21 protein-coding genes and 2 pseudogenes are annotated in these 25,466 nt (G+C 33.0%); 11 read left to right on the top strand and 12 right to left on the bottom strand.

Going from position 1 to position 25,466, the window contains the following annotated elements; translation table 11 throughout:
• Window positions 1–33 precede the first annotated feature (33 nt).
• Window positions 34–828, top strand: coding sequence for a hypothetical protein (locus phytr_RS05375; RefSeq protein WP_106874843.1), 795 nt, complete (start codon window positions 34–36; stop codon window positions 826–828).
• Here phytr_RS05375 and phytr_RS05370 read toward each other — a convergent pair.
• The gene (locus tag phytr_RS05370) at window positions 825–2,012 is read right to left on the bottom strand and encodes a DEAD/DEAH box helicase (protein ID WP_106874842.1); all 1,188 of its coding nucleotides are present in this window, start codon (window positions 2,010–2,012) and stop codon (window positions 825–827) included. The genes phytr_RS05375 and phytr_RS05370 overlap by 4 nt on opposite strands.
• A 286-nt stretch (window positions 2,013–2,298) precedes the next feature.
• Here phytr_RS05370 and phytr_RS05365 point away from each other — a divergent pair, with 286 nt between their 5' ends.
• Window positions 2,299–3,978: a glycosyltransferase gene (locus tag phytr_RS05365; RefSeq protein WP_106874841.1), complete on the top strand. Its 1,680-nt coding sequence runs from the start codon at window positions 2,299–2,301 to the stop codon at window positions 3,976–3,978.
• Between the two features lie 171 nt (window positions 3,979–4,149).
• Here the strand turns inward: phytr_RS05365 and phytr_RS05360 are convergent, their stop codons facing one another.
• The 5 genes from phytr_RS05360 to acnA form a co-directional block, all read right to left on the bottom strand.
• Complete coding sequence (locus tag phytr_RS05360) at window positions 4,150–4,458, bottom strand: hypothetical protein (protein WP_158706884.1); 309 nt, start codon at window positions 4,456–4,458, stop codon at window positions 4,150–4,152.
• A 47-nt stretch (window positions 4,459–4,505) separates the two neighbouring features.
• Window positions 4,506–4,895, bottom strand: coding sequence for a hypothetical protein (locus tag phytr_RS05355; protein ID WP_106874839.1), 390 nt, complete (start codon window positions 4,893–4,895; stop codon window positions 4,506–4,508).
• A 54-nt stretch (window positions 4,896–4,949) separates the two neighbouring features.
• The gene (locus phytr_RS05350) at window positions 4,950–5,402 is read right to left on the bottom strand and encodes a hypothetical protein (protein WP_106874838.1); all 453 of its coding nucleotides are present in this window, start codon (window positions 5,400–5,402) and stop codon (window positions 4,950–4,952) included.
• A gap of 753 nt (window positions 5,403–6,155) precedes the next feature.
• Window positions 6,156–7,604: an ankyrin repeat domain-containing protein gene (locus phytr_RS05340; RefSeq protein ID WP_106874836.1), complete on the bottom strand. Its 1,449-nt coding sequence runs from the start codon at window positions 7,602–7,604 to the stop codon at window positions 6,156–6,158.
• A 275-nt stretch (window positions 7,605–7,879) separates the two neighbouring features.
• Complete coding sequence (gene acnA, locus phytr_RS05335; protein ID WP_106874835.1) at window positions 7,880–10,513, bottom strand: aconitate hydratase AcnA; 2,634 nt, start codon at window positions 10,511–10,513, stop codon at window positions 7,880–7,882.
• Between the two features lie 85 nt (window positions 10,514–10,598).
• Between acnA and ccmA the strand changes: the two genes are divergently transcribed.
• The 3 genes from ccmA to phytr_RS05320 all read left to right on the top strand — a co-directional run bounded on the left by ccmA (window position 10,599) and on the right by phytr_RS05320 (window position 12,696).
• On the top strand, window positions 10,599–11,204 hold the full coding sequence (ccmA, locus tag phytr_RS05330; RefSeq protein WP_106874834.1) for a heme ABC exporter ATP-binding protein CcmA: 606 nt from the start codon (window positions 10,599–10,601) through the stop codon (window positions 11,202–11,204).
• Between the two features lie 223 nt (window positions 11,205–11,427).
• Entirely contained in the window at window positions 11,428–11,814 is a 387-nt protein-coding gene (locus tag phytr_RS06425) for a hypothetical protein (RefSeq protein WP_158706883.1), read from the top strand.
• Entirely contained in the window at window positions 11,815–12,696 is an 882-nt protein-coding gene (locus tag phytr_RS05320) for a hypothetical protein (protein ID WP_106874832.1), read from the top strand. It begins immediately after the preceding gene.
• Here the strand turns inward: phytr_RS05320 and phytr_RS05315 are convergent.
• Complete coding sequence (locus phytr_RS05315; protein WP_199843756.1) at window positions 12,674–13,045, bottom strand: hypothetical protein; 372 nt, start codon at window positions 13,043–13,045, stop codon at window positions 12,674–12,676. The genes phytr_RS05320 and phytr_RS05315 overlap by 23 nt on opposite strands.
• A gap of 299 nt (window positions 13,046–13,344) precedes the next feature.
• On the opposite strand from phytr_RS05315, the gene gltX reads away from it, so the two are divergent.
• The 5 genes from gltX (at window position 13,345) to phytr_RS06420 (ending at window position 17,388) form a co-directional block, all read left to right on the top strand.
• Window positions 13,345–14,730, top strand: coding sequence for a glutamate--tRNA ligase (gene gltX / locus phytr_RS05310; RefSeq protein ID WP_106874831.1), 1,386 nt, complete (start codon window positions 13,345–13,347; stop codon window positions 14,728–14,730).
• Window position 14,731: 1 nt separating this feature from the next.
• Window positions 14,732–15,487: a hypothetical protein gene (locus phytr_RS05305; RefSeq protein WP_106874830.1), complete on the top strand. Its 756-nt coding sequence runs from the start codon at window positions 14,732–14,734 to the stop codon at window positions 15,485–15,487.
• Entirely contained in the window at window positions 15,468–16,139 is a 672-nt protein-coding gene (gene tsaB / locus phytr_RS05300) for a tRNA (adenosine(37)-N6)-threonylcarbamoyltransferase complex dimerization subunit type 1 TsaB (RefSeq protein ID WP_106874829.1), read from the top strand. The genes phytr_RS05305 and tsaB overlap by 20 nt, the downstream gene beginning before the upstream one ends.
• Window positions 16,140–16,359: 220 nt before the next feature.
• The gene (locus tag phytr_RS05295) at window positions 16,360–16,809 is read left to right on the top strand and encodes a hypothetical protein (protein ID WP_158706882.1); all 450 of its coding nucleotides are present in this window, start codon (window positions 16,360–16,362) and stop codon (window positions 16,807–16,809) included.
• Between the two features lie 411 nt (window positions 16,810–17,220).
• Complete coding sequence (locus phytr_RS06420; protein WP_158706881.1) at window positions 17,221–17,388, top strand: hypothetical protein; 168 nt, start codon at window positions 17,221–17,223, stop codon at window positions 17,386–17,388.
• Between the two features lie 22 nt (window positions 17,389–17,410).
• Here phytr_RS06420 and phytr_RS05290 read toward each other — a convergent pair whose 3' ends face one another.
• Complete coding sequence (locus phytr_RS05290; protein ID WP_106874827.1) at window positions 17,411–20,251, bottom strand: ankyrin repeat domain-containing protein; 2,841 nt, start codon at window positions 20,249–20,251, stop codon at window positions 17,411–17,413.
• Between the two features lie 165 nt (window positions 20,252–20,416).
• Between phytr_RS05290 and phytr_RS05285 the strand changes: the two are divergent.
• Window positions 20,417–20,879 (top strand): annotated as a pseudogene (locus tag phytr_RS05285) (recombinase family protein).
• 45 nt (window positions 20,880–20,924) lie between these two features.
• On the opposite strand, the pseudogene phytr_RS05280 reads toward phytr_RS05285, so the two are convergent.
• The 4 genes and pseudogenes from phytr_RS05280 to phytr_RS05265 form a co-directional block, all read right to left on the bottom strand.
• Window positions 20,925–21,984 (bottom strand): annotated as a pseudogene (locus tag phytr_RS05280) (IS481 family transposase).
• A 71-nt stretch (window positions 21,985–22,055) separates the two neighbouring features.
• Window positions 22,056–22,571 carry a YwqG family protein gene (locus phytr_RS05275; protein ID WP_158706880.1) on the bottom strand — a complete coding sequence of 172 codons (516 nt, stop codon included), beginning with the start codon at window positions 22,569–22,571 and terminating at the stop codon, window positions 22,056–22,058.
• An 11-nt stretch (window positions 22,572–22,582) separates the two neighbouring features.
• Window positions 22,583–23,158 carry a toxin-antitoxin system YwqK family antitoxin gene (locus phytr_RS05270; protein WP_106874825.1) on the bottom strand — a complete coding sequence of 192 codons (576 nt, stop codon included), beginning with the start codon at window positions 23,156–23,158 and terminating at the stop codon, window positions 22,583–22,585.
• Between the two features lie 25 nt (window positions 23,159–23,183).
• Complete coding sequence (locus phytr_RS05265; protein WP_106874824.1) at window positions 23,184–25,454, bottom strand: tetratricopeptide repeat protein; 2,271 nt, start codon at window positions 25,452–25,454, stop codon at window positions 23,184–23,186.
• Window positions 25,455–25,466: the final 12 nt, after the last annotated feature.

Genomic DNA, 25,466 nt, shown 5'->3' with positions numbered 1-25,466 from the left:
TAATAAGTTACATAATTAAAAAGGTAATTTCTCATGAGTAAAAACAAAGACGATAAATTCTTCGATGCAGTACAAGAAAATGATGAATTTTTTGATGCACTAACAGAAGAAGATAAGAAAAGTTACGAATCTATAGCTCAAGATCTAGGAATAAGCTTAGAAGAAGTTATAAATGGAATAAATAACACCAATCAAATACAAAGAAGCATTCAAGAAATTGAGAACGCTATAAATAAAGAAATAGCAGACAAAAACAAAGTTTCAATGTTTACAAAGCTAGCACAAAACGTTACATATTTAGGCGAACAAGTAAAAAAAGGACTTATACTACCATTCAAAGCAATAGAAGTAGCAGATAAACTTATCAACAAAGTAGATGCGCTAATAGATAAAACTGATCAAAAACTTAATGAAGCTATAGACGATGCCTTTTCAAAAGATAAGCCTGCAGAAAAAAGTGAGATGTCAAAAAGAGTCGATGAAACTGTAGCTAGAATACTAAAAAAAACCGAAGGAATAGCAGATAAAGCTGTAAAGGAAACAGACAAAGCATTAGATAAAATTTTTCTACCAGGTAAAATAATTGACTGGACTCTAGAAAAGCTTAGCAATTTTACTAAAGCAACTAAGAACTTCGTAAAAAGCTTACCCAGTAACATAAGAAAAAGCTGTAGCAAAGCTATCAAGACAATAGATAAAAATCTTAAATCAATAGGAAAAATATTCAGCAAGAAAAAATCTGTAAAATTTGACGATAAAGTGCATAAAATAAGTTGGACCGAAAGAATTTCCAGTCCAAAACCAAAATCGCCCCAGAGATCTCTCTAGGCCTTAGCTCTAAAACCGTAAGACTTGTTTTTCCTAGGGAAGAAACCATGGCGCTTAGATGAACTTTTACGCTTAGAAGTAAAAGTTTTATCTTGGCTATCTGGATCGATCAATTTTTTAATGTCCCTAAGTCTAATAGAATCATCTTTTGAAATAAAGGATAAAGCATTACCTTCTGCACCAGCTCTTGCAGTTCTACCAATTCTATGAATATAGTCTTCAGCTTGCATTGGTAGGTCAAAGTTAATTACGTGCTCAACATGTGGTACGTCAAGACCACGAGCAGCAACATCAGTTGCAACAAGTATTCTATATTTACTACCTCTAAAGCCTGAAATAACTCTATTACGACGATCCTGACTCAAATCTCCATGAATTGCATTCACTTGATGATCTTCTTGCTTAAGCATATCAGCAAGCTCATCCGCAAAACGCTTGGTTTTTACGAATACAATAACTGACCCATTTCTATTTGAAAGCTCTTTAAGCAAAAGAGGAAACTTTTCTTTAGTGCTTGCATGAACAAAGTCTTGCTTAATATTTGCAGCTGGAGTATTTATCTGACCAACTTCAATACGTACAGGATTATTAAGATATTTTTTTGATAATTTTTGAATATTTGAAGGAAGAGTTGCTGAAAACATTAAAGTTTGATGTACTTCAGGCATATAAGACTTAATTTCATCCAATTGCTCGCTAAAACCCATATCAAGCATTCTATCAGTTTCATCTAATACTAAAACCTCAGTATTATCCAAATTTAAGCTTTTACGGCTTAAGTGATCATTAATTCTACCAGGAGTCCCAATGATTAATCTAGGTTTTCTTCTTAACTGTTCAAATTGCCTAAAAAATTTCTCACCTCCAATAAGTAAAGCGGTGTTAATTTTCTGTTTTGAATGACGCAAAATATTCTGAGCAGCCTGCATAATTTGTAAAGCAAGCTCTCTTGTTGGAGCTAAAACTAAACTTTGAGCTTTTTTATTATTTATTAAATGCGTAAAAACAGGAATAAGATAAGCAATAGTTTTACCTGTACCAGTTTGAGCCGATGCTAGTATATCTTTTCCTTCTAAACCTTGCGGTATTGCTTCTTTTTGGACTGGAGTTGGCTCCGTTATGCCTAAAGAAGTTAACGATTCAGATAGACAAGGCAAAATATTTAATTCATTAAAGTTTTCCATAGATAAATTTATAAGTTTAATTTTAAAGAGCTGAGGCAAAAATTAAACTAAAACATATCGGGGAAATCTTTGCTCAAAGCATATAGCATTAGATTGCTAACTTTACTTATAATACACTCTATCTTTAGCAGTAGCAAGTAATATTTACAAAAACATTAAACTATCTTAAAGCTTTATTTGTGATATTGCGGTAACACCCAAAAACAAATTAGGATATAAAAATCAATAGCTTGATTAAAAAACTAAAACTACATAAGCTTTGGCTATCTACTGTAATTTAGGTTCTATGTACGTATTCTTTGTTGCCATACTCTTAAGTTTCTCTGCCAACGCAGCATATAACAACATATTAGATGTGGACTTTTTTCAGTCTATGACTGATGGTAATAAGTTTGCAAAAGAACTTATGTTAGAAAATCCTACGTTAACAAAAATCCTTCAAAACCATTATGAGGCCAAAAAACCATCTAAAATGCCTTATGAAGCAAGACCTCTAATTCCCAAAGTAATGCATCATGTTTGGGATGGAGATATTCCGCCTTTATACCAAAATTATCTAAACGAATGCAAAAAACTACATCCTGATTGGGAGTTTAAATTTTGGAGTGATAAACAAGTAAGAGCCTTGGGTTTAGAGTATCAAGAGTTATACGATAAAATGCGTAACTATTCAGGCAGATCTGATATTGCTCGCTATGAAATCTTATATAGATTTGGTGGAGTGTATAGAGATCTAGATGTAAAATGTTTTCGTCCTATAGATGACTTAAATCATAAATATGAATTTTTTGCTCCCATAGAATTTCCAGTCTTACATTGGAAACAACGTCTTTCTGTCAATAACGGTATTATTGGTACAAGAGCAGGACATCCGATATTAAAAAGAACTTTAGAAATTATCAGTGAAAATCTGGATGAGGCATGGAAAAAATTTGATCAAGATCAAGAAATAGAAAAACATAGCTTTATGGTAGCTAAAACTTCTATGCTGCCCCTTACAGATGCTTATGTACAAAAAGCTCAGGACAAGGACATAGCTATGCCTACCTCTTATTTCTTTTCTATGTCTAGAGTCAAATATAATACTCTTACTCAAGTATTTAAAGATTTAATAAAAGCAGAACGCACCCCCAGAGCATATAGTTTTTTAGAACCAGAAAGTCTAATGCAACATAATTTCAGGAAAAAAGAGATATATGGTACTAGTTTCCAAAATGGTAACGAAATGGATGATCCCGTAATCAGCAGAATGTTTCATAAATTAGATCCATCTGATAAAAGAATATACAAAGTTTTTGCTCATTTATACGAACTTCTAAATCCTGAAAACCTATCTCCTGGTAAGAAAAGTAAAATGCCACAGGTGATACATTTTGTAGTACTTAACAACGAAGAACTAAATGAACTAAATAAAAACTTATCTACTTGGAAAATTCTTAATGGCGACTTTGAGATAAAAATTTGGGATAGCTCAAAAATTGAAAAAGAGTTTACCGATATTTCGTTTAATGAAGTACAAAATAACTTACATTTTTACATAGGGCTCAGAATCTTAGAAAAATTTGGAGGATCCTACGCATACTATAAAACGATTCCATACAAGCCAATATTTGAACTTGCCAATAAATATAATTTCTACGCTGCTTTAAGGCCTTTAGTCAGAAAAGAACTCCTTCTATCACAAAAGCTAATAGGAGCTAGTAAAAAACACCCTATTATCTCTAAAACATTGCAACAAGTAGATATTAAATCGCTAGATAAATTAGATAAAATTCTTAAAAATGAAAGCTATAAAAACATTTACTTTTATGATGAAATAACAGGTAGAAATATAGTCTTACCCGCTGCGAATATTTTTGAAAAAGTAGATTTAAATGACCATTCTATAATGGAAAAGTTCATTAGATTTGTAATGCGCAAACCCACAGCGTTTAAGCGTATAACAGACCTAGCCATAGTTGGCTAAATATTTTGAGAAGAAAATTTGAGATTTCAGATTAATTACTATGGTATCTTTTCCGAAGTATCCTATGACTTTTTTCTTTAAATCTAAAGTTGTATGAACTTGTACTAATTTTTTACTTTTATCATACAACTTTTAAGCAACTAATACTTGTTAATAAACAAAAAATTTGTGTTATTGGACTGGAACGTCCTCTAAAACTTCCCCAATTTTAGCTATATCGTTTAGATGCTGATCATCAGTGATTTCTGAACCTGCATCATTAAAATTTGCAACTGAATCTTTGCAAACTTCTACTTCCATATTTGGATTAGGAAATATTTTTGTACATAAATATACCGCTCCAACAGTTAAAATACCTATCTCAGCACCTACTATAGCTCCGCCTACAGCTCCTGCTATAGTTGCTTGAGCAATAAAAGGTAAATCCGACTCTAAAAGCCTATCTCCTACCCAGTTCATTATTCTAGTATTTATGTTCATAATCTTACCATCAATATTTGATTTTTACAGAGCAATAACAAAATAAATTATGCTATACACTCTACTGAATTTATTGCACTATCATCTCCCGCTAGATCTTTTGAATCTACGTTATCAAGCTTTGAATTTTGGGTAGCTAAGGAATCTTCACAAGTAAACTGATCAAATTCCATTCTAAATAATTTTTCAGTATTTGTGGAATTTTTTATATCCGATAATACACTTAGTAAATTTTGTATGATACATACAGATATAACCCCAACCGCAGAACCTATTATAGCAGCTACTCCAGAATTTATGCAAAGACCAAGTGCCCCGTCCAATACTCTTGAGTCCCTTAACCCAGTTAGTATTGCATTCATAATTTGTGTATCTTGACATTCAGGATGGACATACTGCATTTCCCATCTAGCACCTTCTAATACTTTTGTATCCATAATTTCATCAATATTATTTAAATTTGTTTATTAATCTCGTAAAATGATTACGGATTATGCCATATAATCTATTGAATCTGCTGATATGCCGACTTCTGTAGTGTCTTCTGGGTTAGAAATTGAGTTACTATAATCCATCGATTTAGTTAAAGTATCTTCACAATTTACTACGTCAATGTCTTTATTAGAAAATGTTTGAAAGTGTATTAAATTTTTTACGCCTGATAATGCATTAACTGTTAAATTTTTTATACCCGATACTGTACTTGTTACAAGGTATCCCATAACCTGTGTCGTTATAACTCCAATCATGCCACCAAATGCACCTCCAATCACCGCTCCGGTTACAGATGGCGCTGTAACAATTGCTATTAAAGCTTTTAACACAGGATCCTCCGATGCAGTCAATGTAGGCATTACTATCTCTGAAGCAACTGGCATTAAATTTTGTGATATTTCTGATCTTACTGCAGCGCCACCCAATTCAATTATGTTATTATTGTTCATAATCTTGTTAATATTAAGTTAAATCTACTTTACTAATGTTAACATAATTTAATTAACCTGTCAAATATTTTTAATTATTATTTTATAGTATTTAACTTTTTATAAAGCTATAATAAAGGGCATTGCTAAAATAATATAGACATAAAATTACTCCATTTGCACATAAGAAAGAGTATAGAGTGTAAAAACATAGCGGCTGCTGTAATATTTTGTTTTACGCCTGAGTCTAGCTAGAAAATGACGAAATAAGGTATTATAGCCCTCTACTGTACCGTTTGAATATAGGAAAAAAGAATATTAATCTCGATAGAAAATGCCAACAGTATAGTATAGTTCAGATTTGAGAATTAGAGTCATCAATTACCTTAAGTAAAGATAATAAACAAAAATCGGCCTGTCTTATCTTTACAGTCAGTAGTTCTACGGTTAGTCGATAGTACCAAGAATATAAAAGCCAAGATAAAACGAAACCTAAGCCTAGAGCATGCATGCTCTTCCAAGCAATAAGGACATACAAAATCTTAAAATTTTTATCAAGAAAAAAGAGCCCAATAAATATTTAGCATTTATAATAACAGTATTTTGTTACTTTTTTAAAATCATTAATTATTTAAGATTTTTTGGATTAGATTTTGTATATGCTATATTAATATTTTCGGTAGGGCATAATCTACTAACAAACTACTTATTAGAGATATTTTAAAAATAGTATACTAAAGGGTATACTTGAAAAATCGCATACCCTTTTACACATTAAGATGCTCCAACCGCCCCAACAAGTTCCATATGGTCATTATCGCATGAATTTTTGCATTCAGCCTGCATCGAATAAAAAGTTTCTTCGTTTACTATTTTATAGGTATTGTGAAAGTCAATTTTTTCAGTTGATTCAGATATATGCTCCTTAGTTCCATCACTACTATGGTTATTTAATTGATAGATCATTTGAATAGTAACAATAGGTCTTAAGTCTTCTGCACATTTACGTTCAACATTTATCTCTTCTTGCATTTGTCCCCAAGCAACTTTATTAAGCAGTTCAAACATCTCTAAAGATAAGGGTGTTGTAGGCTTACGTACTACTTTAATTTTTTCAACTAAATCCTCAAGTTTTTTAACTTCTTCTTGTGGAGGCTCAGATTGAGATGTCTCACGCACAATACTACGTAAAAAACAATCTGTTTTACTTAGCATCTTCTTCGCGAATGCATCGTGTAAGTTACCTTTCCTTTCAAGAGTTTTTGTCATTTTATACATCGCAAAAACTTTTTCAGGCAATGTTAATGTAGATACATCAAAAAGAGTACTAAGTATATCCGGAACGAAATACTGCTTAATTAATTCTTGTTCAAAATCAATTTTAGCTCCTGACTTGCATAGTAAAAGAACCGAGTCATGATGTCCTCCTTTTATTGCTTGATATAAAGGTTGTTGTTCAGGTTTCACATTGGATGGATTGACCTTTGCTCCAGATTTGGTCAATGCTCTTATAACCCAGATATACCCTTCTTTTGCCGCACTAGCCAAAGGCGTGTTGCCATACTTATCTAATACCTCTATGTAAGCACCTGCGTCTATTAAATATTGAGTTGCTTCCATACGAGCTTTCATAACAGCAACGTGTATAGGATGTTGACCAAAAAACGCGCTGTAGGAATTTACATCTGCACCAGCTTTGATGAGTTCTTGTAAAGCTTCAATCCTTCCTTCTAGAGCTGCAAGGTGTACAGGTTTGACATTATACAAATTGCCAACATCAAGATCCGCTCCCGCATCTATCAAAGATCTCAGAGTCTTCATATCTCCTCTTTGAGCAGCATGTTGTACAGGTGTGCGATTACAATTACATGGAATATCAACATCAGCTCCGGCTTCTATAAGAGCAACTGCTATGTCTTGGAAACCATCATTAGTAGCAGCGTTTAGAGGAGTTTCTCCTAATATGTCTTTAGTATTTAAATCTAGTTTTAATTCATCCTTTCTTGCTAGCAAATAATTCACAAGACGCGGATGGCCTCCTTTAGAAGCCATGAAAAGAGGAGTTTCTCCTCTGGAATTGGTAATATTTGAGTTTACGCCTTTTTCAAGTAATGCTTTCACGCATGGCAGATCACCATCCCATGCAGCTGCTATAATCGAATCTCTTTCTATTTCTTCTTGTGTTGGCTCGGGCTTTGGAGGCCTCTTTGGATATATTGTCATACATATAACCTATTTTAATTGACTACACACTTCAAATTTTAAATTACAAAATATTACCCAGCAACAGATCTATGTAATATATTATCAGCCTATTTAGAGGTGATTTGAAGTCAAAAAGCACAATATATTGGTCAAGCAACTCTCGATATTGATGGATGTAAACCAAAAATTTCTTGATTCTCTTTCTAGGTAAGAAGTGAAAAAATTTATCTAATAAAAATAGACATTCTAACCAAAAATAGTTGAAAAGAAGCGATGTATAATAAACCTAAGATTTATCGTTTATTTTTTATTTGGTCTAATAAAACTTTATGTAATATACTACCAGATTTTAAATATTCTATCTCGATATCGGTAAATACTTGCAACTCTACTTCTATTTTAGTTTTATTATCGATTATACATAAAGCTTTTGCAAAAGGTTTTAGTTCATGTAGTTGAATATCTATAACTTCTTTTCCAGATAATTTGAGATCTAGTCTAGTTTTATTATTCAAGAACTTCAGCGGTAAGATTCCCATACCAACCAAGTTGGATCTATGAATTCTTTCAAAACTCTCTGCAACGATTGCTCGCACGCCTAACAAAGCAGGACCCTTTGCAGCCCAATCTCTTGAAGATCCTGTACCATATTCTTTACCTGCAAAAATTACTAAAGGAGTGCTTTTTGCTTGATATTCCATAGCAACTTCGTAAATGCTTTTAATGCTGTCATCTAAAGATTTCGTAACCCCACCTTCTGTACCAGGGCATAGCTCATTTTTAATTCTGATATTCGCAAAAGTTCCACGCATCATAACTTCATGGTTCCCTCTTCTTGCTCCATATGAATTGAAGTCCTTATAATCTACACCATTTTCTAAAAGATATTTTGCAGCAGGACTTGTTTTGGATATATTACCAGCGGGTGAGATGTGATCTGTTGTAACTGAATCTCCAAATACTGCTAGAATTTTTGCATCTTTAACTTCTTTAAAAGTTTTAGGCTCAAGAGATATCCCGTCAAAATATGGTGGCTTATTGATATAAGTGCTTGAATGCCAGTCATAAATTTTTGATTCATTCACTTTAATGGCTTCCCATTTATCTGAGCCAATTAACACTTTACTGTAGCTCTTAGCAAAAAACTCTGGAAGTAAAGACTTTTTGATATGTTCTTGAATCTCTTTTTTGTGAGGCCAAATATCTTTCAAATAAACTTCTCTGCCATTTTTATCTATACCTAGTACGTCTTTATGTATATCGCAATTCATCGTACCAGCTAGGGCGTATGCAACAACTAAAATAGGTGATGTAAGATAGTTTGCTTTTACAAGAGGATGAACCCTACCTTCAAAGTTCCTATTACCAGATAGTACAGATGCAACTTGCAAGTTATTGGCGGTGATGACCTCTTCTATTTCTGGAAGCAATGGTCCAGAGTTACCGATACAAGTTGTACAACCGTATCCAACTAAATTGAATCCTATTTTATCTAGATATTTATTAAGTCCTGCATGTTTTAAGTATTCAGATACAACTTTAGATCCTGGTGCAAAAGATGTTTTAACCCATGGCTTTAACGTCAATCCTTTTTCTACTATTTTTTTAGCTATCAAACCAGCACCAATCATAGCATAAGGGTTAGACGTATTAGTACAACTTGTAATGGCAGCAATTACTACATCACCGTTTGATAATGAATAGCCCCCTTTAACTGGAAACTTATCTTGCACATCTTTAGTAACATTTTCTAAGAAATTACTGCGCACACTTGATAATTTCACTCTATCTTGAGGTCTTTTTGGACCAGCAAGGCTTGTTGTAACAGTAGAAAGATCAAAATTAACTTTTTGAGTATAAATTGCTTCATCATTTGGATTATGCCACATACCTTGAGCCTGCATGTAAGACTTAACTAGCTGGACCTCAGCATCGCTTTTATTAGTTAAGCGTAAATATTCCAATGTTGCCTCATCAACAGGGAAATATCCGCATGTTGCTCCATATTCTGGAGACATATTTGAAATTGTTGTACGGTCAGCAACAGTTAAATTACTTAAGCCTGGGCCATAGAACTCAACTAATTTACCCACAACATTTAGTTTGCGTAGCATTTGGGTAAGACTTAAGACTAAATCTGTAGCATTTGCAACTTCTGGAAGCTCTCCTTCTAAGTAAACGCCTATGACTTCAGGGATAAGCATTGGAAGTGGCTGAGCAAGCATAGCAGATTCGGCTTCTATTCCACCAACTCCCCAACCAAGAACACCAATACCTCCTGCCATAGTAGTATGACTATCTGTGCCAACTAGTGTATCAGGATATATAATCCCCCCTTTATGTTTAACAATCTTAGAAAGGTATTCGATGTTTATTTGATGACATATACCATTTCCTGGAGGAACAACTCTAAAGTTATCAAAATTTTTCGCAGCCCAGCGAAGTAATTCGTATCTCTCTTGATTTCTTTCCATTTCAAGATTGAAATTTTTATCCGCAGCATCAGGTCTGCCATAATGATCTACTTGAATGGAATGATCCACTACTAAGTCTACTTCGATTAATGGGTTAATTACTTTTGGGTTATATCCTAAATCTTTTATCGCAGAGCGCATTGCTGCCAAGTCTACAACTGCTGCAACGCCAGTGAAATCCTGCATTAAAACGCGCGCGGGCATAAATCCTATTTCGCCTTTTAAATTTTTACCCTCAAAAAGCCAACTAACAAATTCTTTAACTGTGTCATAGCTATTTATGTTACCATCTTCATAACGCAAAACGTTTTCGAGAAGAATTTTTAAACAATATGGTAGTTTTTGTACTGCAAAGCCTGTATGATGCTGCAAAGAAGGCAGGCTGAAATATTGATATTCTTTTTCCTGGAATTTGAGGGTTTTTAGAATATTGAAGCTATTGAAACTTTTCATTTGAAATCCTTGAATAATTTCTTACTATTTTAAGTGTATTGTAATTAATCTCTGATAAATTAAACGCTTTTCCCTCTAGATCATTATGTTTAGTTGCCAAAATCTCACTGTAGATGACCCTAAAAACCCTGGCAATCGTTTAATTTATGATCTTTCATTTTGTTCTTCTTCTGGAGCTATTTTATATTTATCAGGAGCAAATGGTATTGTTAAAACTTCCGTCTTAAGAGCAATAGCTGGACTTAGTAAACCATCGAGTGGAGAGATTACTTTCAAAGGCAAAAATCTAGCTGACTTCAAGTTAAAACCCTTGCATTATATCGGCCATAAATTGGGAATTAAACAGAATTTATCAATATGGGACAATCTATCTTTTTGGGCAGATAGTTTAGAGGCAAGAGAAGGCTTGCAGGCTGCAATTATTTACTTAGGTCTGCAAGATATTTTAGAAGAAGACTGTAAGCTGCTTTCCTTTAATACATGTAAAAAAGTGGCAATTGCAAGATTGATGCTGAGTAAAGCTCAAATATGGCTTTTGGATGAGCTAGATACAGATTTAGATGAGCAAGACCGTAAATTATTGAGTAATCTCATAAATATTAAAGCATCTAGTGGCGGAATTATTATTTCTACAACCAGTGACGCGAAAGAAGATTACCAAACGTTAAACCTTCTAGATTATGTTAAATAAATTTTTAATGCTTTTAAAGTATGAGAGTAAAGTTTTAATAAAAACGCACCAAATCCTCAGTAAACTATTTTGGATATTTTTAATATGTAACTTTGCAACCCCAATTATCTTGGGGAAAAATATGCACTATCTATGTGCACCATTATTTGTTATTGTCTTTTTTCCTTCAATACTTACAATTATTTATCTCAATATTGTTAGCAAAGACCTTAACGATGGTAGTATGGATTTTATTCTCATTACTTACAGCAGGTATACTATTTTATTTGCAAAGCTAATTAGTCTATTTTTATTTCCTTTAATTGCTTTAGTACTATATGCAGCAATCATAATTTTATTTTTTGCTCTTAAGCTACCCGGTGCTTTAATTTTATTATTTTGTGGTTTAGCGCTTTGTCTCCAAACATCAAGTCTTGCTTTAGTATTGGCAATAAAGCGTTTAAGTATATTCTCAATCTTGATGCCTGCTTTTTTGATTTTAAATATGGTGCTTTGTGGGTTTTTGTATCATAATCCTCAAGGTAGTTTGATATACATTATTCTTGGAGTAGTAGTGCTAAATCTGACAGTCATTGTAGGTCTTACGAATCATCTGATTCGCAGGGCTTAAATGAGAAAAAAGCTACTAATAGCTTTAATTATTTGTACTAAATGTCTTGCAGCCCTTCCTCCTGAGGGAAAAACTCAGATGATTATACAAGGACAAATCTCTAAACCTTCTAAAAGAATGCACATACTTTTAGATAATAAGATTAATATTCAAAAAGCAATAATCTTGCTTGAAGATAAATTACTTAAAGTTGGCAATACAACATACTTGACAAAGCAACAAAAAATTCATAAACAAAATAAGATTTATAAAGCAATCAAAAAGTTAAAAGAAATAGAAAATACAATACCAGATTCAAAAGAGGAAAAAATTATCATTAGTACGATTGAGCAGAGTGTTAGAGAAAATATGAGCCTTGGAATTCAAGCGCTTTTAAAAGAAAATAAGTTGCTTAATAATAGGAGAGAAAGACCCATCGAAGCAAAGATATTTAGCCAGTTTCAATTTCTAAAATGGCGCAAAAAGAAAACAGAGCGTCTTTTTATAATTTCACCTCATATAATTTTGACCCACTATTCAAAACCACAGCCAGGTGCGAAAATTATTTCAGAAAAATATGTTCATTATAAAAAGCGTACAAATATATCTCAAATGGAATTTGGTATTACCCAAGGACCTTGGGGGGTAAAATACAGCTTTGGAATTTCAAGTGGAGTAAAGTTTAATAATGGATTTTTATTTATGATGCAAAATTTTACTGATATAGATAAAAAAAATCCAATTAAAGTGTATAGAGCAAACTCTAAACAACTTGCTTCAGTAATTAAGGATAATTACGATCAGGGTTTTAGTTGGCAAATTGGGCTATTTAATTATACAACTCCAAAATTGCGTATATCACTTTATCGAGGAGTGTTTTTTAGCCTATGGCGATATTTCTAGCCTTTGAAAATCTTCCTTCTGCATCTTTTTTCTTTCTCTCTTCGTATTTTGTTGAGAATACTGCAGATTTTTCAGACGCATTATGTAAATCAATCATTTGCTTAGCAATTGTAACCACAAAATTTGGTTCAAGCTCTGCATTAATACAAGTTTGTTTAAACCCTTCGCTTTTTCCAAAGAGCCAATTATGAGCTGTGCGGGCAATTTTTTTACTTCCAAGCCCTCCTCCTGTATTGGATGCATCAATAATTGCTTGCAAGATGATTCCTCTATTCAGAGCTACTTCTGGGCAATCATTTGCCATTTTCAATCTTTCAAAAGGTGCTTGAGGTTTTAGTACAAATGTCATATCCTAAAAATCATAAGTTATTCTGGTTATGCGGTTAGAATATCAAAAAAAAGTTACTCAATTAAGTTAGCCGTAATATATAAAACGCTGTAAAACGCATAATATATGGCTTTTATCTTAGCTAGTGGCTAAATTTAGTTGATCACTTTTTTTGTTATACTACCTATGGGTACCTGTTAATGTGATTAAAGAACGCTTAAATGCTGATTCAGAAAAGCATTATACAAGGATATAACATTACTTTTACCTTTAATGCTCATTCGCATAAACTGATATAAAAATGATTTAATGAATTATTTGTGATAGTCACACGTTTTGCTCCATCTCCTACGGGTTCTTTGCATATAGGAGGCGCAAGAACAGCGCTTTTTAACTACCTATTTAGTAAGCGGTATGGTGGAAAATTTTTCTTAAGAATTGAAGATACAGATACAAAGCGCTCTACCAAGGAAGCTTTAGAAGCTATTTTGGCAGGTTTAAAATGGCTAGGCATTGATTTTGATCCCTTTACACAAGGAGAGGAGATAGTATATCAGTCAAAACGTACACAAGCTTATGAGGATCTTATAAGCGAACTACTTAAAAAAGGTAAGGCATATAAGTGCTTTGCAACATCTGCAGAAATAGAGGAACGAAAGCAACAGGCATTAAGCCAAGGAAAATCTTTTGTTTTACGCAGTCCCTGGAGAGATCGAAATGATCATCCTATTGATGTTCCGTATGTTGTGCGTTTTAAAGTAGATCCAAATCAAACAACTATAATTCATGATCAAGTTCATGAAGATCTTAAATTCGATAATAGCACCATCGAAGATTTTGCCCTAAGCAGAAGTGATGGGGGGGCTTTATATAATTTGTGCGTAGTATGTGATGACCACTATATGGGTATTACACATATAATAAGAGGCGACGACCACATCACTAATGCAGCCAGACAAACGTTAATATATCAGGCAATGAACTGGGATATTCCAGCCATGGCACATATACCTCTAATGCACGGCCCAGATGGCTCTAAGCTTTCTAAACGCCATGGTGCAACGAGTGCTTTTGAATATAAGGATATGGGATATTTACCTGAAGCTTTAGTTTCGTATTTAATGCGTTTAGGTTGGAGTTATGATAGTGATGAGATTATTTCTTTAGAGGAAGCAATTTCAAAGTTTGATATAGAACATCTTGGAAAGTCTGCAGCAAGGCTCGATTTTGATAAAATGAAAAGTGTAAATGCTTTTTATATAAAACATAAAGATAATCAGGGGTTAGTAGATCTTATCACTGATCAAAGGATGTTTAGCGACAAAAGTAAAAAATCCTTATTACAAGGAATGGATAGCTTGAAGACTAGAGCTAAGCTGATTACTGAACTAGCCGATATGGCTAAAATTTACATTTTAGAGGAAGATATAGTTTTAACTGATGAGGCAAAAAGTGTTTTACAAGAGACAGATGCTAAGGTTATTGATGACGTAAAAGCTTTATTAGAAAGTGCTACAGACTTGAGTCATAGTGCTTTACAGGAAGAGTTCAAAAAACTAGCAGCTCAGCATAATATGTCTTTAGGTAAAATGATGCAGCCTATAAGATGTTTAATCTCAGGTAATACTGCATCACCAAGTGTATTTGAAATTATTAGTATTATTGGCAAGGAGATAGCTCTAAAAAGGCTTAATAAAAAGGTATAGTATGAGTTTAGCTAAAAAATTAACTAGCTTTGATACAAAACTTCCCTTTCTTATTAACGCTAATAATCCTTCTAATGCCTATGATGAGCTCAAACAATTCGTATTTAATACTTGGGGAGCAAATTTAGATGAATATCACCCCAACATATTTATAGTGCGTCCTGAGCATGAACGTATTAGCGTAGACCAGATACGCGCTCTTAAAAATTTTCTTAATCAAACATCAACTCAAGATTTTAAATTAGCAGTTATATATGAGATTGATAAAATCAACATTTATGGAGCAAATGCTTGCTTAAAGCTCTTAGAGGAAGCAAGTTTGGATACAAAGATATTTTTAATTTCTAGCAATCCCTATAAACTCCCCATTACGGTAAGATCTAGGTGTTGTAAAATAAGACACTTATCAAGTGAAATAAAAGAAGAGGCAATATACAAAAAAATCATCTTAGGTTTGCAAGAAAACAAGATTTTAGGAATCATAGAGCCATTAGACTTAAAGTCTGATTGGATTAATTTTAGCACAAATTGTCAGGGGATTTTAAATAGGATAATCCAATATCAACTAGATACGTTGAAAAATATTAATAATGATGAGGTTAATCTGTTTGATAAGTGCAAAGCTAATATTGATACACTAATAAAATTATTTGAAGAGATAAAACTTTTATCTGATCATGCAACTAGGCATGAACTCGACAGAAGGGCTATAGCTTTACTTATACTAGGAATGATACATGAACATTTTAGCAATTGATACAAGCTGCGCGCGAGCTTCTTGTGCTATATCTTCAAACAATAAACTTCTTGCCTTCATAGAAGATCCGGAGCTGCAAATGCAGGCAGAGCATTTATTTTCTTTAATTGATCAAGCTTTCAAGCAAGCAAACCTAAATTATCAAGACATAACTCATTTAGCTGTTACAAATGGTCCTGGTAGCTTTACGGGCATCAGGATAGGTTTGAGTGCTGCTAAAGGGATTTTATTTGCGGCACCTCATATATCGCCTATATGCGTAACAAATTTTCAAGTAGCTGCCTACAGAGCTCGCAAGCAGATCTCTCGTAAAGCTCAAAATATCATCGTATTGCTTGAAGCATCATCAACACTGCTATATGTCCAAACATTTAATATGGACTTAGAACCTATCTCTGAGACTGAAGTAATGAATAATATCCAAGCAATTAACTATATTAAAAGCTTTGATAAGTTAACGGCTATTAGTGGTAGTGGTATTTCTTTAGTGAATGTGTATGATTTTCCTGAAAACATTATCATATTGCCTAGGTTTGGGCAAATAAATGCTAGGTCCTTAATTATGACAGCTGGTAATCTACAAGATTTATCATCTCAAATTCAACCTCTATACATTCGTCCACCTAGCGCAAAACCTTCCATCTTTTTTTAAAAGTATTAATTTTTATTAACTTGACATAAAAAATACTTGCACAATACGCAAACTAATGCTATAATTACTTTATGCTATAATAACTAATAAGAGATTTAATGTATTAAGCATTGTAAATAGTCTATCTAAAAATTAGTCCTTTTAATGCTTATAATAGTGAAATCTAATTAGGTCGCATAGTAGAAAAGTCAATATTATTAATATAGAAGTTTATAATTATATGCCTTCAACTATTTCAAACTACGTAAATAATTGTATCATGGGAGCTATAGATCCTGTTATTACTCAAGTTGGCAATCAATTAAATCAGTCTGTAAATCAGTCTGTAGATCATGCTGCAGCACAAATAACAAATGTTGTTTTAACTGAGGTGGGTAATCAATTAAACGGATCCATAGATCATGCTGTAGACCGAATGGAAGGATTAGTGCAAAAAATATTTTTGTTTTGTGTAGCATTTAAGTTGGTATCTTGGTTGATGGATGTCGATTTAAAAGGAAGAGTGAGCGACATCAAAAATTTCATATATCCTGAAAAAGCACTTAGTACAGAAGTTGATGAGTTAACATGTGAGGATTCTTTAACTACTGGGGAAATAGAGCCTAATGGGGTTCATATAAAATATGTAGCTGGGGCTGATAGTGCAATAAATTCAATAGAGATAGCATAATTTATTTTATTATAGCTTTATAAAAATATCTAACTAGTTAATTTAACTTTGTTAGGATTGATAAATAACTTTAACTTAACATTAATAAGGTTAAGAGTCATCCTAATATAATTGAATTGGGGGGTGCTGCAGTAACATCATAGATACCACAAAATTTAATACCAGTTGCTTCAGAGTTGATAGCTCCTACATTGGAAGTGGTAACCGCATCAGAAGATCCTGTGTTAAAAGCCTTAATCGTAATGCACCCAGAAAATTGGATAAAGTATTAAAAGAGTTTTTTTGCATGTAATTGACTTAAAATTTAATAAGAGAAAATATGCGAAAAAATTATAATGTCCATTTCAAGTTTAAACTTGCTTTAGGAGCTTAATCGCTCAAATCATCTCCAAATACTAAGTAACTGAAGGTTTGATTTATACGTGGAAGAAGCAATTACTCGATCAAGGAGATGCTGTTTTTAGTAGCAAGCAAACTCCTGCTGGGGTTCTAGGTGGTAATCTTAGTTTAGATAATATGCTGATTGAGAAAATAAATATTGCAAATGACTCTCTTAGTTTAATGACTTCTCTGTCCTAATCATTGGCTGCAGTTCCTTAGACTATAGATCAGCTAAGAAAGGGTAGGCTTCTAATCCCATTAAACCATCTTGATTCTTAGACACAATAGTATCGTCAGATGAATAACCCTCTAAGAAAAAATTTTCGCCTACTTTCATTAAGCCATTTGAATTTCCAGACAAATTGGTATCAGATAAATAACCCTTTAGGGAATTATTGTCATCTTCTGACGAAGAACTATTTTCAGAACTTCCTTGAGCATATAAATTTATGAGTTTTGCTCTTTTTGTTGATTTGTCTTTTGTTGGTTTGGTTATTTTAGGTTTAGCCCCAAGTGGAATAATGTCTTTAAAACTATTTAAATCTTTACCTTCCATAAACGAACACATTAAGGATAAAGTACTATTTTTCTCACCCTCTACACTTAAAATAGGCGGATGCTCGCCCTCTTCTTTTCTTACTATCGCTGAATACTTGTCTATATTTAATTGTATTAATGATGAAATCGGTACTTTTATTTGTTCTATAAATTTACTTATTTGTGGCAATGTTGGATCAATAGGATTAGCTTTTAATGTATCTTTTATCTTATTTCCCATAGCCTGAGCTCTATTATAAAAATCCTCTTCTTCATATAGAATTTCAAACAATTTGTTGATTTTTTCTTCTAATAGGTCATTTTTCTGTGGCTGGCTCTTTTCATTTAATTCTTTGATTAAGTCAGTTATTTCTTTGCTTAATTTTTCTACTTCTGCAGCTTCTTGTTTGAGTATTTCTTGTAAGTTTGATTCAACTTTGGGTAATTTAAGCAATAACTCTTCTCCAAACCTTTCATACTCTGGCTTTTGTTCATGAAAACATAAATGCCAAATGTTAGCCCAGACTAATAAACCATTCTTAGTCTTCAAAACTTCTTCAATCCTTGCTTTAACTAATGGACGATTAATACAATATGAAAGTATTTTAGCGTCTGCGAAGCTCCATAATAGCCCCATTGCTTCTATATTGTTGCCATATCCCGCAAAGTCGACTGAATGATCTCCTATTACTAATCCTGACCTGTCATTAATATCAAAGCCATGCTTTACAAGCACTTTTATAGACTTCAAGAAATTAGATGAATCTACTAACTCTTTTTGCCAAGAATTAAGATCATGATGAAGTTTATCAGAAATAACTTCCGCTCCATTATTTAACAAAGCTTTTATAGCATCATATGAATGATTCTTAACAGCTTGTATTAAAGCGCTATGTTTAACTATATCTGGCGCAACTTTATCAATTCCTTCAATCTTGTTTTTCGCAAGAAAATTGATTATCTCAGCGCTATCAGGATTATACGTAGCGTGTATATACAATAAGAAGAGATGTTCTTTTGAGCCATCATTTGAAGGTGCAGAACCTTTTTTACTTTGTGGTTTATATTGAAGCCACTTCTCTAAAAGAAATTCCACCACTTCACTTTTAGACTCACGTGCAGCAATAAATAAAGGTGTTGAAGAAAATGGATCTTTGCATACAAGACGATGATTTATATGTTTACTGACCGTTGGAAATTTCTCATCTGACTTAAAACGTTTATTTATAAGCTCAGGCTTTTTATTCAATATATATTTGACCGCCTCAAGGTTACTGTGCTTTAATGCATTTCTAAGACCTAATTCATAGTTTTGACTATCATAGGTGAAAAAATGTTTCGCTATTTCAGCCAAATCATTTTCAATCGCTAATTCTAAAGCTTCAGAAGCGATGATGTCACTTTTAGATCCGTTTAAAAATAATTTGACTAAGTCCTCTCTTTCTGCGTCAACTAACGCAAGTAAGACATTAGCATAGTCTGTGACATCATCATTTTCAAAAAGTTTTGGTACGAAGTCTAAGAGACCTGGGAATTTTGTAAGACCTAATTGAATAGCACTTTTTAAAGGTGTGTTACCATAGATATCTCTATTAACTTTGATGTTTGGTAACTGTAAAAACATCCTTACTGCATCTAGTGAACCAAACTTAATAGCTAAGTGTAAGGGTGTCTCCATATTGCAATTGCCAATATTTGGATTGGCGCCTTTACTTAACAAAAATTGTAGATTAGGGATATTATTTCTTTCTGAATTTATATGTAATAAAGTATTCCCTCTATCATCACACGCGGTATCAGGTTTTGCTCCATTGTTTAGCAATAGCCCCATCATTTCTCCACTACCTTGCATATGAGCTATTCTTAAAGGAGCATATCCTAATTTATTGCATATGTTTGGATCGGCTCCTTTACTTAATAAAAATTGCACTTGAGAAAGATCATTTCTTTCTGAATTTATATGTAATAAGGTGTTGTCTCTATTATCACAGATAGCATTAGGATTTGCTCCACCATTTAGCAATATCCTTATCATTTCTTCATTACCTTGCATGTAAGCTATTCTCAAAGGAGAGTAGTTGGAACCATTCGGTATGTCTATATTAGCTTTGCTACTTAACAAAAATTTTAACATACCAAAATCTTTGTCTTTTAAAGCCAAGTGTAAAGCTGCATTTCCAAGAAAATCTCGTGCATTAATATCTGCCCTTTTTCTTAAAAGCAGTTCAGCACATTTAGTACTCTTTTCATCTCTAGTTGCATAATGAAGGGGTGTTTTACCATTTTCATCTTGAGCATTCAATACATAAGGAGTGGGATTAGCGTCTAGTAAAAGTTCTAATATTGCAGCATTATGCTCCGCTGCAGCAAGATGAAGTGCGTTTTGCTGGAATTTATTTATTCTTGAAATTGAAATTATTTTTGCCTCATCATCACCTGCTTCTTGTAGTAGTCTATCAACTTCCTTTATCTTGTTTTTCTTAATTGCTTCGTGTAAAGGCAAATTATTACTTAATTGAGTCATGCAAATCTAATAATTGAATTAATTTTTAAGAGTATAATATAATAAAGTATTAAAGTAAAGAAAACATTTTGCATATCATCTCAATAAATATTCCATTGCGAGCTACTTCTGAAAATGATAATTTTTATTGTTTCACAAACGCTCGTTTAAGATACAAAATTTATTATGAAAATTGGTTATATCAGAGTTTCTAAAGTTGACGGTTCTCAAAATTTTGACCTTCAAAAAGATGCATTAATAAATTCCGGTGTGTTAGAAGAAAATATTTATGAAGATCAAGCATCTGGAACCAAAGCGTCCAAGTCTTATAGCTTGTCTCAAAGCTCTACGAGAAGGCGATACATTAGTAGTTTGGAAACTTGATAGATTAGATAGAGACCTTAAACATTTAGTCAATACCGTACAAGACCTTTCAGAACGTCAAGTTGGATTTAAAGTCCTAGCTGGCCAAGGAGCTAATATTGACACCACAACTCCTAATGGCAGATTAGTGTTTGGCATTTTCGCTGCATTAGCGAAGTTTGAGACTGAACTTATCAGAGAAAGAACAAAAGCGGGATTAGCTGCAGCACGCGCTAGAGGACGTAAAGGAGGTAGAAAATCTGCCTTATCTAAAGCCCAAATGTAAAAGTCTATACTTGATCTGACAGACAAGATGAAATAATTTGTTGTATTAGGACAAATTACTATTTTCATAATAGCTAGCTTCATTAGACTTTTCAACAGCTATATGTTTTGAATCTAAAAAGGTCTGCATAGGAGTCTTTCCATAACAATACTTACCAGCATGAGGCCTTTCTTCATTATAATATTCCAACCATCTATCAACATCATCCTGTAATTCCTCTAAAGAAGAGTAAATCTTTTTTCTAAATACAGAATCATAAAACTCATTCTTCATCGTCTTATGAAACCTCTCCACTATTCCATTAGTTTGAGGATGGTAAGCTTTGGTCCTAGTATGATCAATAGCTTCTATGCTCAAAAATAGCTGATATGCATGATTTTCCAACTTATCACAAAATTCCGTCCCTCGATCTGTTAAGATACGTAATAGCGGTATTTTATACTCATCAAAAAATAGTATTACTCTATCATTAAGTAAGTCAGCTGAAGTAATAGCTGTTTTATCTGAATAGAGCTTAGCGCTAGCCACTCTTGAGTATGTATCTATAAATGTTTGTTGATATACTCTTCCTACACCTTTAAAATTAGCTACATAATATGTATCTTGTGCTCCTAAATAGCCAGGATGTTCGGTCTGTATTTCTCGCTTTAAGCTTCTACTAAGTTCTTTTTACGTTCTAACGCTTGTAGTTGGCTTTCTGTCAATATTATACCATCTTGAGCGGATTTGGTTTCTAAAGTGCTTAGACGCTTCTTAAAATTATTTAAATCGTTACGTAACCACACCAATCTAACTCCTGTGGGTGATATCAATATACCCATTTTTTTAAGCTCATTTGAGACTCTGAGCTGTCCCCAAGCTGGTTGCTCGATAGCCATATCGTAAACAGCTTTTTCGATATAATCTTCTACTCTATTAGCAAGTATTGGCTTCTTACGACTAATTTCTACTAATGCTTCTTCTCCACCTGTTTCATAGATCTCTTTGAAGCGATAATAACTATCACGGCTGTAACCTATAGCTTTGCGCTTGAAACGTTGCCTAATTGCTTAGCTAACTCCAAAAGACCTATTTTAGGTTTGATAATTTTCTGATTTAAGTTCATATATTTAACCTTTCATTTATTATATATAATTATACTAAATGTCAGATTAAATCTAAACCTTTACATATACCTTAACAAAATTGAGTTGATGCATGAAAATTTCTTTTAACTATATGCCTAAAAATATATAAAATAGGACAGTCTCCCCATTCCCAATATTCTTCACCACTAGCGTCTATTTGCAAGACAAATTGGTATTTGCCGCATAATTCTGAAGTTTGTATCCATCGTGGCCAACCACCGACCTTACTATCAGAACAGCATGTATAGATATCTTCATTATCTTGACCGTGAAACCACTGGCTCAATCCTGTAGGCATATCATCACTAGGATAATCATCAATTTCTTCAAATTTTGCTAACAAAGGGTTGCATATGACGTTTTGAGGTTTTTGCAAAGGAACTAATTTAGATCCTTTTCTATAAGCTCTAATTGGTATATGATCTTCGTTACTATTATAATAATATCCATCTGAATGAAGAAAAATCATTAAATAATCCAAATCTTTTAAAATATAAGGTACTTTCTTTAACTCGGGAATATGTAATTGTATTATAGGTGATAGATAAGTACCCCATCTGCGCACTTTGGCCAAATTTATCCTTCTCTGCCAAGGTTAATGTCTCCCACATAAGAGTTGCTCTTCTTAGATAATTCATGATCTAGTGGTGTGGGGCGAATTTTAAATGCGGTTCTTTTGAATTCTTGTATTACCTTCTCAGCCTCATAAATTGAATCAGAAGAAAACTTGACATGTTTTCTAATAACCTTAAAATCTTGCCTAATATAAGGTAGATCTTTTATTGCATTATATGATACTAAATTATCTTTTGCTTCATCTTTTATCACATTACCCTCAGAATCATAAACTTTTTCTCTTAAAGCGTATCCCATATCAAAAAAAGTTTCTTCTTTTAATCTTCCCATATCGTCAAAAATCTTCCAACAACCGTCTAAAACATCTTTAAAATAGTATCTTTCTTCTACAAGGTAACCATCTTGGTTAAATTTCCTAGAATAACCATGATCAAATCCTTTAGACATCTGCTTTTCCCACTTAATTTTACCGTTTGGATAAAAAATTTGCCAAAGGCCATCATGCTTGCCATTTAATTTTTCAAAACGTCCTCTAGATCCGTCATCATATTCTCTAGTTTCTATATTTCTTTTCATAATGCTGAATGGATTTAATATTTAGTTATAATTTTTGCAAGATCTTCTGCCTTAAGTCTCTAGCACCTGAAAAATTAGGGCTGATTTTTATTAATTCATCGCATACCTTTAAAGCTTCTTTATATTTGTCTAGTTTATAAAGTGCTTGACTTTTGTAATAATAGGCTGGAGTTTGGTGAGGAGCTAGCTCAATAATCTTATTAAATGTTTCGATCGCATCTTCATACTTGCCTAAATTCATTAATGCCATTCCTTTGCGACCGTAAGCTTCAAAATCTTTTGGGTCTAAAGATATGACTTTATCAAAAAATCCTATTGCTTCTTGATTTTTACCCAACATCACTAAGGCTGCCGCCTTAGAAAATAAGCCATCAGTATTACCCGGATTAAATTGAATCGCTTTATCGTATTGCAAAATTCCTTCTTCTAGCTTATCTAGTGCGCACAAACTATGTCCTTTATTTAGATATGCTCCGGCATAGCTAGGGTTAATTTCAATAGCTTTATCAAAGGCTTTAATAGCTTGATGATGCTCTCCTAATGTACTTAATGCTATACCCTTGTTATAATGAGCCTTGGCTAAAGTAGGGTCTAGCTTTATTGCATTATCATAGCTCTTGATAGCTTCTTGATATCTACAGAGTGCAGCTAACTCATTACCTTTACTTAAATGCCCATTGACATACTGCGGATCTATTTGAATAGCTTGATCATAAGCTTTTAGAGCACCATCATAGTTTTTAAGCATAGATAAAGCATCGCCCTTATTCATGTATGCCATAGCATCTTTGGGATTAATGTTGACCGCTTGGTCACAGACTTTAATAGCCTCATGATAACGCTTTAAATGAAATAATGCATTTGCTTTAGTTATATAAGGCAGCGAGCTGTCTGGATACATCTTTATGGTATTATCACTGGACTCAATGGCTTCCTCATATCTACCAGATTGGCACAGTGCATTATTTTTGTTATGCAAAGCCTCAAGGTTTTTAGGATTAATAGCAAGGGATTTATCATAATTCTCAATAGCTTCCTCATATTGTTCAAGGTCACTTAAAAATGTTCCTTTATTATAGTAAGCTAGTGGGTCTTGAGGGGCATTTTTGATAGCTTGATCATAAGTCTTTTCAGCTTCTTCGTATCTGTTGAGTCTATTTAAAACATTAGCTTTATTATTATATAATCCGGAATCTTCAGGGTTTATAGAGATTGCTTGATCATAAGCTTTTAAAGATTCTTCATTTTTACCCATTTTAGATAAAGCGATACCTTTATTAATATATGCTTCCACCTCTTTTGGATTTATTTTAATAGCTGCTTCACAAACCTTTGTTGCTTCTAGATATTTTCCATCTAGGATTAAAGCTTTTGACTTCTTACAGAGGAATAAATAATTGCGTGGATCAAGCTTGATTGCCTTATCATAAGATAGCAAAGCTTCTTTGTGTCTACCTAATTTACTTAAAGATTCTCCTAATCCGATATGATTTTCAGGATCGAAAGGGTTAATATCTATAGCTTTTTTGAAGAACTTTACAGCCTCTTCATTTTGAACTATCTCACTTAATGCAAAACCTTTATTATAAAAAGCTATGTAATCTTTAGGATCTAAAGATATAACCTTATCAAAATAATTTATTGCTTCTTGATGTTTTTTTAAGCTTAACAAAGCTGCGCCTTTGTTAAGATAAAATATAGGGTTATTAGAATCTAGTAATATTGCCTTATCATGAAGTTCAAGAGATTCTTGACTCTTTCCTAATTTAAATAAAGCATGTGCTTTGGCTCCATAAGCTTCTGGGTCTTCGGGGTTTAATGCTATAACTTTATCAAAAAATTTTATAGCCTCTTCATAGCGACCCAACTTATCTAAAGATAGAGCTTTGTAATGGTAAGGCATAGGATCTTGTTGATCTAAATTAATAGCCTTATCGCAATCATCTATTGCTTGTTGATATTTACCTAATTTATATAACTCACCTCCCCTATAAGCAAAGGCTGAAGCATTTTGAGGATCCAATGCTAAAACTTTATTAAATTCACTTATAGCATCTATAGAACGTTCTAAAGAAGCTAAAGAAAATCCTTTACCCAAATAAGCAGGAGGGTAACTGGGGTCTAAACTAATTGCCGTATCATAATTCTTAATTGCTTCTTCATGTCTACCTTGACCCATTAGATCGAGGCCTTTTTGGACATAATTTAGAGCTTCTCGCGCATTATAGTTTGATGTAGCAGAAGTACTAGATACAAAAAATAAACTTTGGAGAATAATTAGGATTTTTTTGAACATACATCAGATATA

The sequence above is a fragment of the Candidatus Phycorickettsia trachydisci genome (genome assembly GCF_003015145.1).
Classification (GTDB): domain Bacteria; phylum Pseudomonadota; class Alphaproteobacteria; order Rickettsiales; family Rickettsiaceae; genus Phycorickettsia; species Phycorickettsia trachydisci.
The sequence above is the reverse complement of the archived record's forward strand: the minus strand, read 5'-3'. Positions and strand labels throughout refer to the sequence as shown.

Excerpts from the sequence above, each read along its gene's own strand:
- phytr_RS05375 (WP_106874843.1), top strand. The coding sequence starts at position 34 with ATGAGTAAAAACAAAGACGATAAATTCTTCGATGCAGTACAAGAAAAT.
- phytr_RS05370 (WP_106874842.1), bottom strand. The coding sequence starts at position 2,012 with ATGGAAAACTTTAATGAATTAAATATTTTGCCTTGTCTATCTGAATCG.
- phytr_RS05365 (WP_106874841.1), top strand. The coding sequence starts at position 2,299 with ATGTACGTATTCTTTGTTGCCATACTCTTAAGTTTCTCTGCCAACGCA.
- phytr_RS05360 (WP_158706884.1), bottom strand. The coding sequence starts at position 4,458 with ATGAACATAAATACTAGAATAATGAACTGGGTAGGAGATAGGCTTTTA.
- phytr_RS05355 (WP_106874839.1), bottom strand. The coding sequence starts at position 4,895 with ATGGATACAAAAGTATTAGAAGGTGCTAGATGGGAAATGCAGTATGTC.
- phytr_RS05350 (WP_106874838.1), bottom strand. The coding sequence starts at position 5,402 with ATGAACAATAATAACATAATTGAATTGGGTGGCGCTGCAGTAAGATCA.
- phytr_RS05340 (WP_106874836.1), bottom strand. The coding sequence starts at position 7,604 with ATGACAATATATCCAAAGAGGCCTCCAAAGCCCGAGCCAACACAAGAA.
- acnA (WP_106874835.1), bottom strand. The coding sequence starts at position 10,513 with ATGAAAAGTTTCAATAGCTTCAATATTCTAAAAACCCTCAAATTCCAG.
- ccmA (WP_106874834.1), top strand. The coding sequence starts at position 10,599 with ATGTTTAGTTGCCAAAATCTCACTGTAGATGACCCTAAAAACCCTGGC.
- phytr_RS06425 (WP_158706883.1), top strand. The coding sequence starts at position 11,428 with ATGGATTTTATTCTCATTACTTACAGCAGGTATACTATTTTATTTGCA.
- phytr_RS05320 (WP_106874832.1), top strand. The coding sequence starts at position 11,815 with ATGAGAAAAAAGCTACTAATAGCTTTAATTATTTGTACTAAATGTCTT.
- phytr_RS05315 (WP_199843756.1), bottom strand. The coding sequence starts at position 13,045 with ATGACATTTGTACTAAAACCTCAAGCACCTTTTGAAAGATTGAAAATG.
- phytr_RS05305 (WP_106874830.1), top strand. The coding sequence starts at position 14,732 with ATGAGTTTAGCTAAAAAATTAACTAGCTTTGATACAAAACTTCCCTTT.
- tsaB (WP_106874829.1), top strand. The coding sequence starts at position 15,468 with ATGAACATTTTAGCAATTGATACAAGCTGCGCGCGAGCTTCTTGTGCT.
- phytr_RS05295 (WP_158706882.1), top strand. The coding sequence starts at position 16,360 with ATGCCTTCAACTATTTCAAACTACGTAAATAATTGTATCATGGGAGCT.
- phytr_RS05290 (WP_106874827.1), bottom strand. The coding sequence starts at position 20,251 with ATGACTCAATTAAGTAATAATTTGCCTTTACACGAAGCAATTAAGAAA.
- phytr_RS05270 (WP_106874825.1), bottom strand. The coding sequence starts at position 23,158 with ATGAAAAGAAATATAGAAACTAGAGAATATGATGACGGATCTAGAGGA.
- phytr_RS05265 (WP_106874824.1), bottom strand. The coding sequence starts at position 25,454 with ATGTTCAAAAAAATCCTAATTATTCTCCAAAGTTTATTTTTTGTATCT.